The organism is Nocardia sp. CA-290969 (genome assembly GCF_050936135.1).
GTDB lineage: Bacteria > Actinomycetota > Actinomycetes > Mycobacteriales > Mycobacteriaceae > Nocardia.
This window is the reverse complement of the sequence record NZ_JBNJNJ010000001.1, coordinates 347,596-364,672: the sequence shown is the minus strand read 5'-3', so window position 1 is coordinate 364,672 and position 17,077 is coordinate 347,596. Positions and strand designations below refer to the sequence as shown.

The window sequence follows — 17,077 nt, the reverse complement described above, 5'->3', positions numbered from 1 at the left end:
CTCGCCGCACCACCGGACATGGTCCGCCGGTTCAGCGTCGTGGCTTCGCGGTTCCCGGCCGCGTGGGTTTCGGCTCGACAGGTTTCGGTTTCTTCGGTGGCAGTGACCGCGCGAAGCTGGCGCCGCGACCGACCCATTCCGTGAGCGCGGAATCCTCCGCCACAGCGCGGGCGTGCACCCGTAACCAGCCGTCCATTTCCCGGCCCTGCATCACCATCGGCGCGACGTGGATATCGTCGACCAGCGCGGCCGCCGCCGCGGGCGCCATGCGGATCATCAGACCGCCTTCGCGCATCACCACAACTCCCATATGCCCGCCGAACAGGAATGCCAGTCCGCCGAACATCTTTCGTTCCGCGATATCGGGCGCGGCGCCCAGGACGTCCCGGATACGTTCCGCCAGCTCTTCGTCGTAGGCCATGGGGTCAGTGTGCGCGTATCGACCGACAGAACGGCCCCCGAGCCGCTGGAATACTGATTCCTTTGTTATGATTCAAACATAACAATCGAGGAGAACCAGTGACACGACCCAGCGCGCTCCGGCTCGGCCTACTGGCCGGGCTCCCGCCCATTCTGTGTGCCGTACCCAATCTCGTCCTGCTGGCCACCGCGGCCGATCATCTGCCCGACCCGCTGGCCACCCACTTCACCGCCAACGGTGCCGACGGCTTCACCGGGCGGGTGGCGACAATGGGTATCGCCACCGCACTGGCCATCGGTTCCGGCGCGTTGTTCGCCGCGATCCTGGTGGTCACCAACCGGAAGGGCGCGCCTCTTCGCCGGCCGGATACGACCCTCGACCCCAACCGGCTGCTGGTCGCGACCGCGTGGGGTGTGGGCGCCCTGATCGGGACGCTGCTGCTCGCGGCCACCCGCGCCAATCTCTTCCTGGTCGACCCCGGCCAGGCCACCCTGCCCGGCTGGACGTTTCCGGTGGCGGCGGCGATCGCGGTGCTGTTCGGGGCCGGGGGCTGGCTCATCGCACCGGAGAGCCCGGTGGCGGCAGGTGTGCCCGCACCCGCCGAACCCCTCCCGATCGGGCGGACGGAACGCGTCAGCTGGTCGCGGCGGGCCACCTCGCCGTGGATGCTGCTGGCCGGATTGTCCTCGATACTGGTCGGCGTGGCGGTCGGCTTCGTCGTACACCCCGCTGTGGGTGCGATCGCGGTGGTCGCGGGAATTTTCGCGGGCCAGCTCGCGCTGGTGCGCGTCGTGGTCGATCAGCGCGGGCTCACCGTCGCTACCGGTCTCCTGGGGTGGCCGCGGTGGCGCCTGGCACCCGCTGAGATCACCGAGGTCACCGCCACCGATATCTCGCCCGCACAGTACGGCGGATACGGATTCCGGCTGACCCCGGGCGCCACCGCGGTGGTGCTGCGCGGTGGCCCGGGCATCGTGGTGACCCGACGTTCGGGCCGGCAGTTCGCGGTATCGGTGGACGACGCCGAAACCGGTGCCGGGGTACTCGCCGGTGTCGTGCGGAAGGCCGCGTGACGGTGCTGATCCGTGTCGATCCGGCGCGCCCCGAACCCCTGGCCGACCAGATCGCCGCCTGCGTGCGCCGGGCCATCGCCGATGGCGAAGCGCCTCCGGGCGAGCGGTTGCCCGGCGCCCGCGACCTCGCCGCCTCGCTGGATGTCAGCATCCACACGGTCCTCGCCGGCTACCAGCGGCTGCGCGACGAGGGCCTGATCGAACTGCGCCGCGGCCGGGGCGCAACGGTCCGCGCCGGGACCCCGGCGGGCCGGGCCGCGGTGGTCGACCTCGCCGGCCGGCTTGTCGCCGCCGCCCGGCATATCGGACTCGACGAGGACGAACTCATCGCCATCGTCCGCACGGCCGCCGCCCGCTGAACCCGCGCAACAACCGTTCCCTCGGTCCGTCCGTGGCCCGGCCCGGCGGCAGCGCGACCGGCACCGGCCCACCGGCAACGAAGTTCTCGACTCGACAGTGGCAGCGGCGGCAGTTCGGCAAGGCAGTCACCTCCGAAACGCCCGGTGGTGGCCTGCCAACCGCGACCTCCCCACTACCTGCCGACCCCCGCGACCGCCGGGGCGTACCGGCCGATATGCGGGGCGAGACCGTAATGCCCGCGCAGGGTGGTTTCGGTGTAGTCGGTGCGGAACAGCCCGCGCGCCTGCAGAATCGGGACCACCTGGTCGACGAAATCGGTGAGGCCACCCGGCAGGTACGGCGGCATCACATTGAAACCGTCGGCCGCTCCGGCTTCGAACCAGCGCTGCAGATCGTCGGCGATCTGTTCCGGTGTCCCGGCCACGGTGCGGTGACCCCGCCCGCCACCGAGTTCGGCGATGAGGTCGCCGATGGTCAGCGATTCCCGTGCCGCCAGATCCTTGACCAGCTGGTAGCGGCTCTTGTTGCCCTGGATCCGGTCCAGTGGCGGCAACGGGGGCAGCGGCGCGTCCAGCGGGTATCCGGTGAGGTCCACCCCGACCATCTGGGAGAGTTGGCGCAGTGCGTACTCCGGGGAGATCAGCTCGGTGAATTCCCGTTCCAGCCGCCGCCCGGCCGCTTCGGATTCGGCGATGAAGGGCACGATCCCCGGCAGGATCTTGATCTCGTCCGGATCACGTCCGGCCGCGACCGCGCGGGACTTCACATCACGGTAGAAATCCTGTCCCTCCGGTATCGAGCGCTGGGCGGTGAAGACCGCTTCGGCCCAGCGACCGGCGAAATCTTTACCGCTCTCCGACGATCCGGCCTGCACGAGCAGCGGCCGGCCCTGGACCGAAGCGGGTACATTGAGCGGGCCGCGTACGGTGAACCGCTCCCCCACGTGGTCGACGGTGTGCACCTTGTCCGGGTCGGCGAAGATTCCCGACTCGGTGTCGAGAACCAGGGCATCGTGTTCCCACGAATCCCACAGAGCTGTGGCCACTTCGACGAATTCCTCGGCCCGGCGATAGCGTCCGGCATGGTCGGGCACATCGGGAAAACCGAAATTGGCGGCTTCGTCGGCCCCCACGGAGGTGACGATATTCCAGCCCGCCCGGCCCCCGCTGATCCCGTCGAGCGAAGCGAGTGCGCGCGCCAGGTTGTACGGCGCGTGGTATCCGGTGGACGCCGTGGCAATGAGACCGATCCGCTCGGTGGCCACCGCCATCGCCGTCAGCAGCGTGATCGGTTCGAAGATCGACTGCGCGTTGCGGTCGATCCGGGCACCCACCGACAGCAGATCGGCGAAGAACACCGAGTCGAGTTTGCCGCGTTCGGCGGTCCGTGCGAGTTCCTGGAAATAGCCCACTCGCGCCACATTGCGGGCATCCGTCCGCGGATGCCGCCACGCGGCCTCGTGATGGCCGACCCCCATGAGGAAGGCGTTGAGATGTAGCTGTGCAGACATCGGTGCCTCGCTAGAGCGCCACACGCCAGCGCGAGAGCCGGCGTTCGGTGAATACGAGAATCGCGTTGAAAATCAGGCCGACCAGCGCGATGGCGATGATCCCGGCGTACATATCGGGGATCTGGAAATTGAGCTGTGCGGCGGTGATCAGATAGCCCAGCCCGGCTTTCGCGCCGACCATCTCCGCGGCGATCAGCACCAGGATCGAGGAGGCCGCCGCCATCCGCAGACCGGTGAAAATGGTCGGTACCGCGGCCGGTAGTACCACCTTGTACACGATCGCGAACTGCGAGAAGCCCAGCGACCGGGCGGATTTGATCAGCAGCGTGTCCACGGTGCGCACCCCGGAGATGGTGTTCAGCAGAACCGGGAAGGCGCAGGCGTAGATCACCAGCGCGACCTTGGACGTCTCACCGATCCCGAGAATCAGGATGAAGACCGGCAGCAACGCCAGCGCCGCGGTATTGCGGAACAGCTCCAGCACCGGGTTGAGGAAATCGGCCACCGGCCGGTACCAGGCGATCGCGACCCCCAGCGGTACCGCGAACGCGACCGCGATCACGAAACCGGTGAGCGCCCGGGACAGGCTGGTCGAAATGTGCTCCCACAGCTGACCGTTGCCGGCCAACTCGAAGAAAGTCGCCGCGACCTCGGTGAACGGCGGCAGAAACACCTTGTCCACCAGGCCGGCGCGCGGCGCGGCCTCCCAGAGCGCGAGGAACGCCAGGATCGCGACCGACGGTTTCACCACCCGCCAGACCAGCCCGCCGGCGCGCCGCCCCCAGCGTGGCGCGCGGCTGCGGGCAGGTACGGCGGTGCGGACGCGGACGGGCCGCGATTCGGTGGCCGGTGGTGCGCTGTCGAGAGTTCCGGTGGCGAGTGCGCTAGACATACTGAACCTCTTCGGTGGTCGAGATATCGGCGAGTTCGAGCGTGCGGGCGCGTTCGACCTCGTCGTGCAGCAGCGACCAGATGCGGTGGCGCAGTTCCCGGAAGCCCGCGCCGGAGCGGATATCGTCGGCCGTGCGATCGATATCGATATCGACGACGGTTTTGACCCGGCCCGGCCGCGAGGTGAGCACGGCGACCCGCTGGCCCAGGTAGATCGCCTCGTCGATCCCGTGCGTGATGAACAGGATCGTCTTCCCGGTGCGTTCCCAGATGCGCAGCAGTTCGTCCTGCAGCGACTCCCGGGTCTGCGCGTCGAGCGCGGCGAAGGGCTCGTCCATCAGCAGCACCTCCGGGTCGAACGCCAGGCTGCGTGCGATCGCGACCCGCTGTTTCATACCGCCGGACAGTTCGTGCGGATAGCGATCGGCGAACCCGGCCAGCCCCACGAGTTCCAGATAGTGTTCGGCGCGTTCCCGGCGCTCGGCACGCGGCACACCTTTGGCTTCGAGCCCGAATTCGACATTGCGGCGGGCGGTGCGCCACGGGAGCAACGCATACTGCTGGAACACGATTCCGCGATCGAGGCCCGGCCCGGTGATCGGCTCCCCGTCGAGCAGGATCTGCCCGGACGTGGGCGTACTGAGACCACCGAGCAGATCGAGCAGCGTGGACTTTCCGCATCCGCTCGGACCGACGAGGACCAGGAATTCACCGGCGGCGAGATCGAGCGTGATGTCCTCGACCGCGGTCAACTCGGCTTTCTGTCCCCGGATCGGGAACTTCTTGCTCACCTGAGCCAGGCGGAGTTTGGGTGTGCTGCTCATTTCTCACCGGCCAATGCTTGTCCGTCGGGGCCACCGTCGGCGGGGTAGGTGCCGTTGGCGTAGGGGTTGTACTCGTTGGTGTAGAGATCCCGGGCAGCCAGCTGTCCCTCGTCCAGTTCGCCGTTGCGGACCAGCCAGTCGATCCAGGTCTGCAGCTCCCGCTCGGCGATCACCGCACCCGGCACCGGGACGCCCGAACTGCGCCAGTACTTGATGGCCTGATCGCTCTCGGTGCGACCGCGCTTGTGGATGATGTCGAGGAAACGGGCGACCACTTCCTCGCGCGGCCGGGTCTGGGTCCAGCGGATCGCGCGGGCGGTGCCCTGGACGAAATCGCGGACCGCTTCGGGGTTGGCGGCGATGAAATCGTCGCGCATCACATAGGTGCCGTAGCTGAACGCACCGAAGAGGTCGCGGTCGGTGAACAGCGCGCGGATACCACCGCGTTCGATCGCCACCTCGCGCTGGATACTGCCGAGTGTGGCCACATCGATCTGGCCTTCGCGCAGCGCCTGTTCGGTGTTCACCGGCGGCACCACGGTCAGCTGCACGGTTTTGATCTCCGCCGGCGTCAACCCCTGCTGGGCGAGCCATTCCCGGGTGAGGAACTCGTGGTGCGCGCCGAGCGTATTCATCCCGACCTTCTTGCCGATGAGGTCGCGTGCCGAGCGGATCGGACTGTCCTCGAGCACGTAGTAGCCGGTGAAATCGCCCTCGTCGGCTCCATACGAGCTGAGTACCGAGGTGATGGGGGCACCCGCCGCATTGAGTTTGACGACCGCGCCGTTGAACGCGGAACCGAACTCGGTCTGCCCGGTGGCGGCGGATTGGATGTCCTGCGGTCCGCTGGTGGTATCACCGACCCATTCCAGCTGGACCTGCTCGAAGTAGCCGAGGTCGGCGGCCAGTTCGTGGAACAGGACGTCACCCGACCAACCCTGATAGCGCAGCACGGTCCTGCCGTCCGCGGTTCTGGCGGCCTCCCCGCCCGCACCACAGGCGCACAGCAGCAGCATTACGGCGGTGACCAGCGCGATCCCCACCGACCTGAGCGGCCGATACGGCACTCGTGGTTCCAGGCGTCCTGACATGGCTTCGATTCCTTCGACAGTGTTTCGACTGCCGTCATGGTGCGGCGGCGGGAACGAAGTCTGAACCGTTTGCGTCAGTGCGAGTCGAACCGCCGCGACGGCCGGCGGCCGCGTACAAGGGGCGGCGGATCAGCGGACTCGGCGGACGACCGGACCATCACGCCCGGCCGGAACAGGGATATCGTGTCGAATTTCCCTGTGCGCCATGGGAAGTTCAATGTTCTGCTGTGTAATCCGAAGGCATTCGCCACGCGCGGACAACCCGGCGCCGGGGCCGATGTCCGATAGGGAAGGTTAGTTCCGATGGTGCAAGAGCCGGGTACCTGGGCCGGACTGAAGCAGGACGCATCCCAAAACCTGCTGTATTTCGATCCCGCCGCCGCGGTCACCGGCGCCAACGCCGCCGGCCGGATGATCGAACAGCTGATGGCCATGAAGGCCGCGGTCGGCGAGTACGGCTTGAACAACGTTCTCGACTTCACGGGGGGTGTGCTGGGCTCCAGCGCGCAACTTGCCGATATCTACAGCAAACGTGCCGAGCGTCTGGCCGTCGTCCTGCAGGACCACATCAATATCGGCACCGAAATGGCCAACGCGTTCGTCCAGGCCGGGCTCTATTACAAGCGGGTCGAGGAACAGAACTCCGACGCGCTCGACCAGCTCGCCGACTACCGCGTACCCACCGAGTCGTCGGCGACGATCCCGGTAGCCGACTCCCGATACAGCGATATCGATCTGCCCGACGGAGTACCGCACGACGCCGGCCGACCGGGAACCCAGGACGACTTCCGGTACTTCGACGCCTACGACGTACCCGATCAACTGCACGACTACGTCGGCCGGCAGGAATCGATATCGCCGGATGCCGTCGGGTTGGAGAACAGTGCGGCGCTGGGTATGCCGGAGTTCCGCGGGCTCGCGGAGAAGACGGGATGGGGAATTTTCGCGCTGGCGGCGTATGCGGAGGCGTGGTGGCGACTGGCCGCCCATACCAGAACGGAATTACAGAAATTCGAGGAAGCCATCGAGGGCATCCAGGGCAAATGGCGCGGTTACGCCGCGGACAGGGCTCGGACGGCCACGAAGAACTACTCGGACGCGATCGCCCCGCTGTGGAATTCGATGTTCTCGATGAGCGAGAACCTGCACTACAGCGCGGAATGGCTGCGCCGCACCCAGATGTCGATGCCGCAAGAAGACTTCGTGTTCCACAGCGAATCGGTCAGACAGGCCGTACTCCAGCGATACCGCGAGGAGTGGGAGAAGCACTACGCCGAAGGTATGCGGAACTCGCTGCGGGAAATGCCGGTGATCGAGGGGCCGATCGCCGAGCCGAAACCGCCCCCCAACAACGGCAACGGCAACGGGAGCGGCAGCGGCAGCGGCAGCGGCAGCGGGAACAGCAGCAGTAACGGCGGCGGTGCCGGTAGCGGTAGCGGTAGCGGCACCGGTAGCGGCAGCGGGCAGACCCCCGAACAGGCGTACGGCGAGGGCTACGGCGACGGGTACGAGAAGGGCTTCGAGGCGGGTTCGCAGCAGGGCAACGGCCAAGGTCAAGGTCAAGGCAACGGCCAAGGTCAAGGCGATGGCCAGGGCAGTGGCGGTGGTAGCGGCCAGGGTGGCGGACAAGGCGCAGGCCAAGGCGGCGGTCAGGGCCAAGGCGGCGGTCAAGGCGGCGGCGAGAGCCAAGGCAGTGGCAGCGGTCAGGGCGAAAGCCAAGGTAGCGGCCAGGCCCAAGGCGGCGGCCAGAGCCAGGGTGGCGGACAAGGCGGCGGCGAGAGCGGCAGCCAAGGCGGCCAGAGCCAAGGCGGCGGAAGTACACCCCATGTCCCCAGCTACGACCAAGCCGGGTACGGCTCCGGCAACCAGCCGGGCGGCGATACCCACCAGCAGCCGACCGAGAGCGAGCACAGCGGAGATACCGAGGGCACCCCGATTCCGACCCCGGTCACCGGCACCACCATGCCGAAGAATCCCACTGCTGCCGATGTCCTCAGCAAGCTCACCGGCATCCCCAAAGCGCATCTACCCGAGGCCCTGAAGAACATCCCGATCACCGGCCAGGACGGCAAACCGCCGACCCTTGCCGACGCATTGGCGAAGATCACCGGTATCCCCGTCGACCAGATGCCGCAGGAATTGCGGGAGACCCTCCTGGAAGAGCTGTACTCCCCGGATTCGCCGTACGGAACCGACTCCACGCTGTTCGGCGACAATGGGACCCCGGCCGGGACGGAAGGGAGTGCACCGTACTCGCTCGCCGATCCCACCGCACCGGCCGGTACGGATCCCGCACTGACGGCCCTGCTCGGCGGAGACACCGGCGCGATCCCGGCCGGGGACACCACCGGCCAGAGCCAGAACGCCCTGGACCGGCTCGTGAATATGCTGACCCAGGGAATCCAGGCGTTCACGCTGAACGGCGCCGGCACGATGCCGGGCATGGATCAACTGGCGCAGATGCTCGACCCGGCTCAGCTGCAGCAGCATCTGGGCGAACTGCTGAATTCACCGGTAGCCGAGCCGGCGACGGCCGGCGTGCCCGGCGGGGCCGGTCTGCCGGGCGGCGATTCGCCGCCCCGGGCTCTCGCCCCGTACCCGGGATCGGAGCCCGGCGCGAGTCCCTTCCCCCGCGCCTCCCTCCCCGGCCCGGGCCTCGAACTCGCCGGATCCGCGGGGGCACCGGGCGGCTCGGGCCCGGGTGGGATGCCGGGTATGCCGATGATGGGGTCACCGGCAATGGGTGCCGGCGCTGCCAGTACGTCCGGGCAGACCGGTAACCACACCCCGGGCGAGTTCCTCACCTCCCGGGAGAATCTGGACGAGGTTTTCGACGACACGCCGTCCAAGGTGCGCCCGGTGATCGAACAGTGATTCGTACCTGGGAGTTGACCGATCTCGAATTCGTCCTGCTGTGTGAGGAATTCCGCCAGGGCGGGTTACCGGACCCGTTCACCTACACCAGCCGGACCCGGTTGGCCGCGGACTACCGCGGCGAGAAGGCCGAAGCGCTGCGCGCGCTGCACGACCGCGACGATTCCGATCTGTACGCGATGGCCGACGCCATCTCGCGCCCGGATGTCACCATTATGGCGAAGGCCTGGGATGATCAGGACCCCGAGGAGCCCACCGGCTGGACCCGGGTGCACGCGGTCCGCCAGCGCGCCCGCGGATTCGTGATCACCCAGCGTCCCGGTGAAACGGTCTGGCACAGCGGCGGATTCGATGTGACCGCCTGCGATCCGCACGACCTCGCCGATTCGGTGCTGGCACTGCTGCCGAAAGCGAAAGCCGGCCGGATGCAGCAGATCACGCTGGTCGATCCGGACACCGTGCCGGACGCCCGGCCGTACGTCCCGCTGATCACCGACGACGATGAACCCGAGGACGACGAGGCCTACCGCAGTGCGGCTTTCCTCGCGACGCCCGCGACCGCCGCCGGGACGATCCAGGTCTTCCAGGGCCGCTCCATGTTCGGGCCGCGCGGCCGAGTCGATATGGGGATGCGCTGGCGGGATCTGCCCGGCGACGGGCGCTATGTGATTCCGATGAACCAGGACATCGAGGTGGCTACCGGGATGGGCACCAAACGAATGATCGAATGGGTGCAGGAGCAGATCGACGAGGTGCTGCTGCGGCTGGACCGCAATCTCGAGCACGAGGAGTGAACCCGGCGGGCCGACCGGTCCGCCGAACGGCAGGCGGCTCGGCCCGTTATCGGTGGCGCCGGGCGGTCCCCGCTGCGCCGTCCATCGCCGCCGGCGCCCGCCGGTGGAAGTTCGTCCGGCGGTTCTCGTCCGAACGGCGAACCGCCCGCATCGATTCCGGATACGATGCCCGCGCATCGATGCAACACCGTGCATAACCCCTCGATGCGACCCTCCGGGTCAGCGTTCCCGGATATCTGTGTACGACAGCTCTTCCCATCCCGCATGTCTATCGAGCACAGAAGGAACGATGTTCAGAACAGTGATCATCAGCGCGGCCGCGGTCGCGCTCGTGTTCGGCGGCTCCCCGGCCCTGTGGGCCCATCCCCATTCCGGGCCCGCCCGGTCCGGAGCTGCGGGCACCACCGGCACGCACAACCCCGCCGGCAAGGACGATTCCGTCGCCCAACTCCCCTACCCCGACCGGGAATTCCTCCGGGCCAGCGCATTCGACGACGAACCGCGTCCGGTCCAGGACGGGGCGATCGCCTTGGCGCACGCCCAGTGTGAGTACCTCGACACCACCGGTAACACCGGAGCGACCCGCACCTATCTCGCCGAGGAGGCGCGTCCGCTCGTGGAGTATCCCTACCTTTTCCTGGATGCGGCGATCCGCGCCTACTGCCCGCAGCACACCGTCATGGACTGACCGCCACCGGCACAGCGGATCTCCTGCGAAAAGGCGGCGCCCCCACCACAGTGGTGGGGGCGCCGCCTTTTTCGGCTGACTCAGTGCTTGCGGCGGGACTTCGGCCCCTTACCCTGCTTGGTCTGCGCGCGGGCCGCATCGCGGCGCTGGCGCCGGGTGCCCTGCGGCTGGGTCTCGGAACCGTACTCTTCGGCATCGCTGTGCACGGCCGTGGCGCCGCCTTCGGCCGGACCCGAATAGCTCAATCCGCGCGGACCCGACTGGTCGATCCCGCGGGCCCGCAACGCCGGCGGGGCACCGTTGAGGATCGGCAGTTTCTCGGTCGGGTACTGGCTCTCCGGCGGCAGTGGCTGCGCACCCGCCAGCGCGCCCACCGGCGACCGCAGGCCACCCTCGACCTGTACACCCTCGGGCTGCGGCTGCTGAACCTCCACCTGGACGTTGAACAGGATGCCGACGGCGTCCTCCTTCAAGCCTTCCAGCATGTTGGCGAACATATCGAAGCCCTCGCGCTGGTATTCGACCAGCGGGTCGCGCTGCGCCATGGCACGCAGGCCGATGCCCTCCTTGAGATAGTCCATCTCGTAGAGGTGTTCACGCCATTTGCGGTCCAGTACCGACAGCAGCACCTGGCGTTCCAGCGTGCGCATACTGCCCTCGCCGGCCAGCCCGTCGATCTCGGCCTCGCGCTGCGCGTAGGCGGCGTGCGCGTCGTCGAGCAGGGCGTCCAGCAGTTCCTCGCGGGTGAGCTCACCGGCCTCGCCGACCTGGGTCTCCCCGGTGAGGTCCTGGTGCTTCAGGCTCACCGGGTAGAGGGTTTTCAGCGCGCTCCACAGCGTGTCCAGATCCCAGTCCTCCACATAGCCCTCGGCGGTGGCGCCGTTGACGTAGGCGGTGATCACATCGGTGATCATGCTCTGGACCTGGCCCTCCATATCCTCGCCGCGCAGGATCCGGTTGCGCTCGTTGTAGATGACGGTGCGCTGCTGGTTCATCACCTCGTCGTACTTGAGCACGTTCTTGCGGATCTCGAAGTTCTGCTGCTCGACCTGCGTCTGCGCGCTCTTGATGGCCTTGGAGACCATCTTCGCCTCGATCGGCACATCGTCGGGCAAGTTGAGCCGGGTCATGATCGACTCCAGCGCCGCGCCGTTGAACCGCCGCATGAGCTCGTCGCCCAAGGACAGGTAGAACCGCGACTCACCCGGATCGCCCTGCCGGCCGGACCGCCCGCGCAGCTGGTTGTCGATACGCCGCGAATCGTGGCGTTCGGTGCCCAGCACGTACAGACCGCCGGCATCCTTCACCGCTTCGGCGTCCTCGGCGACCTGCTTCTTGACCTTCTCCAGGGCGTGGAACCAGTTGGCCTGGTACTCCTCGGGCGTGTTCACCGGGTCCAGGCCCTGCTGGCGCAGCAGGGTGTCGGTGATGATGTCCGGGTTACCGCCGAGCACGATATCGGTACCGCGACCGGCCATATTGGTCGCGACGGTCACCGCACCGGGCCGGCCGGCCTCCGCGATGATCTGCGCTTCCTTCTCGTGGAACTTCGCGTTCAGCACGTTGTGCTGCACACCGCGCTTGGTGAGCTGTTTGGACAGGTATTCCGAACGGTCCACGCTGGTGGTACCGATGAGCACCGGCTGACCGGCTTCGTGCCGCTCGACCACATCGTCGACCACGGCGTTGAACTTCGCCTCTTCGGTCTTGTAGATGAGGTCGGCCTGATCCTGCCGCACCATCGGCCGGTTGGTGGGGATCGGGATGACGCCCAGGTTGTAGATCTGGTGCAGTTCGGCCGCCTCGGTTTCGGCGGTACCGGTCATACCCGACAGCTTCTCGTAGAGGCGGAAGTAGTTCTGCAGGGTGATGGTGGCCAGGGTCTGGTTCTCCGGCTGGATCTCGACCTCTTCCTTGGCCTCGATCGCCTGGTGCATACCCTCGTTGTACCGGCGGCCGACCAGGATACGGCCGGTGAACTCGTCGACGATGATCACTTCACCGTCGCGGACGATGTAATCCTTGTCCCGGGTGTAGAGCTCCTTCGCCTTGATGGCGTTGTTCAGGTAGCTCACCAGCGGGGAGTTGGCGGCCTCGTACAGATTGTCGATACCGAGCTGATCCTCGACGAACTCCACCCCGGCCTCGTGTACGCCGATGGTGCGTTTCTTGATATCGACCTCGTAGTGCAGATCCTTTTTCAGCAACGGCGCAATTCGGGCGAATTCCGCATACCACTTACTGGAGGCATCGGCCGGACCCGAGATGATCAGCGGGGTGCGGGCCTCGTCGATAAGAATCGAGTCGACCTCGTCGACCACGGCGAAATTGTGGCCGCGCTGGACGAGATCGTCCAGCGAATGGGTCATATTGTCGCGCAGATAGTCGAAGCCGAATTCGTTGTTCGTGCCGTAGGTGATATCGGCGTTGTAGGCCTCACGCCGTTGCGCCGGGGTCATCCCGGCCAGGATCGCGCCCACCCGCAGACCGAGGAAACGGTGCACCCGGCCCATCCACTCGGAGTCGCGTTTGGCCAGGTAGTCGTTGGTGGTGACGATATGCACGCCGTCACCGCCGATCGCGTTCAGATAGGCGGGCAGCACCGAGGTGAGGGTTTTACCCTCACCGGTCTTCATTTCCGCGATATTGCCCAGGTGCAGGGCCGCGCCGCCCATGATCTGCACCTTGTAGTGCTTCTGCTGCAGGACCCGCCACGAGGCCTCGCGGGCTACCGCGAACGCCTCCAGCAGCAGGTCGTCGAGGGTTTCGCCGTCGGCGTAGCGCTCCCGGAACTCGTCGGTTTTGTCCTGTAGCTCGGCGTCGGTGAGCGAGGAGTAATCGTCCTCGAGCCGGATCACCTCGTCGGCGAGATGGGAGAGACGCTTGACCATGCGACCCTCACCAAAACGTAGCAACCTCGTCAGTGTCAGCGCAGGCACGAGTCTCGTCAGTCCTCTGGGTCGGTTTCGGCTCCGATGTTCACGGCTGCGCCGCCGCAGATGGGCGCGCGTAGCCGCAGCTTGCTTCATGGTAATGCGGCTCCCATGGTAGGCGCCGCCGCGGACCCGGCCACCGCGCCCGGCGTCACATTTCCGCCAGTGGCGCGTATACCAGCGCGAAGCCCGGCGCAAGGTTGGCGAATTCGGTATCGGAAAATCCACACAATGGTGCGGAAACACCCGCCGACTGGTCACAATGGAGTCCGGATTCCGGACTCCGAAGGGGCAGACACCAGCGTGATAGCCAGGCTGACACCGCAGGACGCCGACTTCTTCCGGCTGGAATCGACCACTCACCCGGTGCACATCGGTTCGCTGATCGTCCTGGACAACTCGGCCGGCGACGATCGGCTGCTCGACTATCCGGCGCTGGTCGATCTGGTCGAATCACGGCTGCCGCTGGTCCCCCGGTACCGGCGCAAAGTGCGCGAGGTCCCGTTGTCGCTGGGCCGGCCCGTCTGGGTGGAGGACAGCCGGTTCGACATCACCTATCACATCCGCCGCTCCGCGCTGCCGTCGCCGGGCAGCGACGATCAGCTGCACGAGCTGGTCGCACGGCTGGGCTCACGACCTCTGGACCCCTCCCGGCCGCTCTGGGAGCTGTACCTGATCGAGGGATTGTCCGGCGGGCGCTGCGCCCTCTACGTCAAATCACATGCCGCCCTGGTCGACGGTGACGCCGCCCTGGAACTCGGGCACGTCGTCGCCGATGCCGCCGAATCACCCCGCGAGATCGCCGACGACCGGTGGCACCCCGGCCGCGAACCCAGCGATACCGATCTGCTGCTGGGTGCGCTCGGGCATCTCGCGGCGCAACCGGCGTCGGTGGTCGAGGTGCTGCGGGAGGCCGGTGCGAATGCGGCCGGCCTGGTCGGTGCGGCGGGCCGGACGCTGGACACGGTCGCGACGGCGGTGCGCTCGGTGGCCAGCGGCACCCCGGACAGCCCGCTGAACGCCCGCACCTGCCGGCAGCGCCGGTTCGCCACCGCGGTGACCGACCTGGCCGATTACAAACGGGTGCACGAGCAGGCCGGATGCACGATCAACGATGTGGTGCTCGCCGTGGTGACCGGCGCACTCCGCAACTGGTTGCTCTCGCGCAACAAGGGACTGACCGAATCGACCGTGCTGCGCGCCGTGGTGCCGATGTCGGGTTACGGCGGCGAACCCCGCTCCGGGCGCACGCTGCCCAGCCAGATCACGCCCCTGCTGATCGATCTGCCGGTGGGCGAGCCGAGCCCGGTGATGCGGCTGTCGCATATCGCCCACGCGACCTCCGACGACGGCCGGCAGCGGCATGCGGTGCGCGCCCGTACTCTGGTGCATCTGGCCGGGTTCGCGCCCGCCAGCCTGCACGCGCTGAGTGTGCGGGCGGCGAGTACGTTCGCAGACCATACGTTCAATGTGGTGATCACCAACGCGCCGGGCCCGCAGACGCCGATGTTCGTCGGCGGTGCGCGGATGCTGGAGATGTACCCGGTGTCGCCGCTGCTGCGCAACCAGGCCACGAGTATCGGGATCTCGTCCTACGACGGGCGGATCTGCTACGGACTCAACGCCGACCGCGAGGCGATGGCCGATATCGGGGTACTGGCCGCGTCGGTGCCCGAATCGATGGAGGAGTTACTCGGTGCCTGCCTCTGACCGCAAGACCATGCGCGTGTACGTCCCGGCCACCGTGGCCATGCTGCGGGAACTCGTGGACAAACGCGAACTGCACGCGGTGGGCGGGACGGCCTTCGCGCTCACCCCCGCGCTGCGCGAGGCCTACGCCTCGGGCGACGACGAGGAGCTCGCGGAGGTCGCCATGGCGGAGGCCGCGCGCGCCTCGCTGCGCCTGCTCGCCGACGAGGTGCACAGTTCGTCGGCCCCGATGTACCGGCGCGCGGTGATCGCGGTGGACGTCACCGGCGCGACCCTGCGCCCGGATCTCGACGACGCGGTCGTGAAACTGGACGGCCCGATCGAATACACCCGCATCGGCTCCGTGCATATGGACCTCGCCGAAGCCGAACCCGCCGTAGCCAAGGCCGTGGACATCATCGACGCCGCCGACCTCGGCGACGAAGACGCCGAATTCGTCCTCGGCGACGCCGAGGACCACCAGCTGGCCTGGTACGCCACCCAGGAACTCCCCTTCCTGCTCGACCTGCTGTGAGGCACCTGCAGCTGCCGGAATGAGCCGGCGATCGTTGTGACGGCGCACGAACCCCACCCAACCTACGATGCCGTAACCTGTGGGCAGGCGGTCGCCGCGGGTGGCCACGACGACAGAAGGACGACACGGCAGCGATGTTTCTCGAGAATGTCCGGGAGTGGCTGGAAGCTCCGGCGGCACAGGTCGCCGAACGCGGCGGGCGGCTCAACGTGCTGCGCGGGGCGGTCGCCCGCGCGACCACCCCGCTGCTGCCCGACGACTACCTGCATCTGGCGAATCCGCTGTGGTCGGCGCGGGAACTGCGCGGCCGGGTGGTGGATGTCCGCAAGGAAACCGCCGATTCGGCCACCCTGGTGATCAAACCGGGCTGGGGTTTCGATTTCCGCTACGAGCCCGGCCAGTACATCGGTATCGGCATCCTGGTCGACGGCCGCTGGCATTGGCGGTCGTATTCGCTCACCAGCCCGCCCGACTGGAACGACCCGCGCTACGGCAAGAAGGTCATCGCCATCGCCGTGAAAGCGATGCCGGAGGGGTTCCTGTCCAGCCACCTCGTCAACGGGGTGTCCGCGGGCACCGTTGTCCGGCTGGCCGCGCCGCAGGGCGCGTTCGTGCTGCCGTCGCCCCCGCCGGCCAAGGTGCTGTTCCTCACCGCCGGATCCGGGATCACGCCCGTCATGTCCATGCTGCGCGCCCTGGATCGCCGCGATTCGGTGACCGATGTGGTGCATATCCACTCCGCGCGCACCGCCGACGAAGTCATGTTCGCCGGGGAGCTCGAGGATCTGCACCGGCGGCATCCCGGGTTCGTCTCGCATATCCACCTCACCGGGGAGAAGGGCAAATTCGCCCCGGCCGCGCTCGACGAGCTGTACCCGGATTGGCGGGAACGCCAGACCTGGGCGTGCGGGCCGCTCGGCATGCTCGACGAGATCGAGAAGCATTGGCATACGGCCGGTCTCGAGAACGCGCTGCATGTGGAGCGGTTCGAGGTGGAGCGTTCGGCGACCACCGAGGGCGGCACCGTCACCTTCGGTAAGACCGGCCGCACCGCCACCGTCGACGGCGCCACCACGCTGCTGGAAGCCGGTGAATCCGCCGGTGTTCAGCTGCCGTTCGGCTGCCGGATGGGCATCTGCCAGACCTGTGTGGTCACCTTGAGTGCGGGACATGCCCGTGACCTGCGCAACGGCACCGAACGCTTCGAAGGGGAGAAGGTGCAGACCTGTATCTCCGCCGCGGCCGGCGACTGCACCCTCGACGTCTGAGTCCGCGGGCCCGGTCCCGGGCCCGGTATTCTCGGGGTGAACCGTGGCCGGCTCCGGCGAGCCGGGAACACCACGGTGGCGTGTTCGCGGTTCCCGTCCGGTCCGGAACGGATCGGCAAGGTGGGC

At 67.6% G+C, this 17,077-nt stretch carries 14 protein-coding genes; 8 read left to right on the top strand and 6 right to left on the bottom strand.

Features of this window, described 5'->3' with window-relative positions; genetic code table 11:
* Window positions 1–31 precede the first annotated feature (31 nt).
* Window positions 32–421 carry a TfoX/Sxy family protein gene (locus tag ACQEVO_RS01755; protein ID WP_432908127.1) on the bottom strand — a complete coding sequence of 130 codons (390 nt, stop codon included), beginning with the start codon at window positions 419–421 and terminating at the stop codon, window positions 32–34.
* A 98-nt stretch (window positions 422–519) separates the two neighbouring features.
* Between ACQEVO_RS01755 and ACQEVO_RS01750 the strand changes: the two genes are divergently transcribed.
* Both ACQEVO_RS01750 and ACQEVO_RS01745 read left to right on the top strand, forming a co-directional pair.
* The gene (locus ACQEVO_RS01750) at window positions 520–1,494 is read left to right on the top strand and encodes a hypothetical protein (RefSeq protein WP_432908126.1); all 975 of its coding nucleotides are present in this window, start codon (window positions 520–522) and stop codon (window positions 1,492–1,494) included.
* Between the two features lie 2 nt (window positions 1,495–1,496).
* Window positions 1,497–1,853, top strand: coding sequence for a GntR family transcriptional regulator (locus ACQEVO_RS01745; RefSeq protein WP_432922246.1), 357 nt, complete (start codon window positions 1,497–1,499; stop codon window positions 1,851–1,853).
* Between the two features lie 173 nt (window positions 1,854–2,026).
* Here ACQEVO_RS01745 and ACQEVO_RS01740 read toward each other — a convergent pair whose 3' ends face one another.
* The 4 genes from ACQEVO_RS01740 to ACQEVO_RS01725 are packed head-to-tail and all read right to left on the bottom strand — an operon-like array spanning window position 2,027 to window position 6,095.
* The gene (locus ACQEVO_RS01740) at window positions 2,027–3,364 is read right to left on the bottom strand and encodes an LLM class flavin-dependent oxidoreductase (RefSeq protein WP_432908124.1); all 1,338 of its coding nucleotides are present in this window, start codon (window positions 3,362–3,364) and stop codon (window positions 2,027–2,029) included.
* Window positions 3,365–3,374: 10 nt separating this feature from the next.
* Complete coding sequence (locus ACQEVO_RS01735; RefSeq protein WP_432908121.1) at window positions 3,375–4,256, bottom strand: ABC transporter permease; 882 nt, start codon at window positions 4,254–4,256, stop codon at window positions 3,375–3,377.
* Window positions 4,249–5,079 (bottom strand): ABC transporter ATP-binding protein, encoded by an 831-nt coding sequence (locus ACQEVO_RS01730; RefSeq protein WP_432908119.1) that lies wholly within the window; start codon window positions 5,077–5,079, stop codon window positions 4,249–4,251. Before ACQEVO_RS01730 ends, ACQEVO_RS01735 begins: the two co-directional genes overlap by 8 nt.
* The gene (locus tag ACQEVO_RS01725) at window positions 5,076–6,095 is read right to left on the bottom strand and encodes an ABC transporter substrate-binding protein (RefSeq protein ID WP_432922243.1); all 1,020 of its coding nucleotides are present in this window, start codon (window positions 6,093–6,095) and stop codon (window positions 5,076–5,078) included. Before ACQEVO_RS01725 ends, ACQEVO_RS01730 begins: the two co-directional genes overlap by 4 nt.
* Before the next feature lie 378 nt (window positions 6,096–6,473).
* On the opposite strand from ACQEVO_RS01725, the gene ACQEVO_RS01720 reads away from it, so the two are divergent.
* The 3 genes from ACQEVO_RS01720 to ACQEVO_RS01710 all read left to right on the top strand — a co-directional run bounded on the left by ACQEVO_RS01720 (window position 6,474) and on the right by ACQEVO_RS01710 (window position 10,526).
* Window positions 6,474–9,044, top strand: coding sequence for a hypothetical protein (locus ACQEVO_RS01720; protein ID WP_432908117.1), 2,571 nt, complete (start codon window positions 6,474–6,476; stop codon window positions 9,042–9,044).
* On the top strand, window positions 9,041–9,838 hold the full coding sequence (locus ACQEVO_RS01715; protein ID WP_432908114.1) for an ESX secretion-associated protein EspG: 798 nt from the start codon (window positions 9,041–9,043) through the stop codon (window positions 9,836–9,838). Before ACQEVO_RS01720 ends, ACQEVO_RS01715 begins: the two co-directional genes overlap by 4 nt.
* 289 nt (window positions 9,839–10,127) lie before the next feature.
* Window positions 10,128–10,526 (top strand): DUF732 domain-containing protein, encoded by a 399-nt coding sequence (locus ACQEVO_RS01710; RefSeq protein WP_432908111.1) that lies wholly within the window; start codon window positions 10,128–10,130, stop codon window positions 10,524–10,526.
* Between the two features lie 80 nt (window positions 10,527–10,606).
* Here ACQEVO_RS01710 and secA read toward each other — a convergent pair whose 3' ends face one another.
* A complete protein-coding gene (secA, locus tag ACQEVO_RS01705) occupies window positions 10,607–13,465 on the bottom strand; it encodes a preprotein translocase subunit SecA (protein ID WP_432908108.1) in 2,859 nt (952 codons plus the stop codon).
* Between the two features lie 297 nt (window positions 13,466–13,762).
* Here secA and ACQEVO_RS01700 point away from each other — a divergent pair, with 297 nt between their 5' ends.
* The 3 genes from ACQEVO_RS01700 to ACQEVO_RS01690 all read left to right on the top strand — a co-directional run bounded on the left by ACQEVO_RS01700 (window position 13,763) and on the right by ACQEVO_RS01690 (window position 16,951).
* Window positions 13,763–15,169 carry a WS/DGAT/MGAT family O-acyltransferase gene (locus ACQEVO_RS01700; protein WP_432908106.1) on the top strand — a complete coding sequence of 469 codons (1,407 nt, stop codon included), beginning with the start codon at window positions 13,763–13,765 and terminating at the stop codon, window positions 15,167–15,169.
* 10 nt (window positions 15,170–15,179) lie between these two features.
* Window positions 15,180–15,683, top strand: coding sequence for a DUF6912 family protein (locus ACQEVO_RS01695; protein ID WP_432922240.1), 504 nt, complete (start codon window positions 15,180–15,182; stop codon window positions 15,681–15,683).
* Window positions 15,684–15,817: 134 nt separating this feature from the next.
* On the top strand, window positions 15,818–16,951 hold the full coding sequence (locus ACQEVO_RS01690; protein WP_432908103.1) for a ferredoxin reductase: 1,134 nt from the start codon (window positions 15,818–15,820) through the stop codon (window positions 16,949–16,951).
* Window positions 16,952–17,077 lie beyond the last annotated feature (126 nt).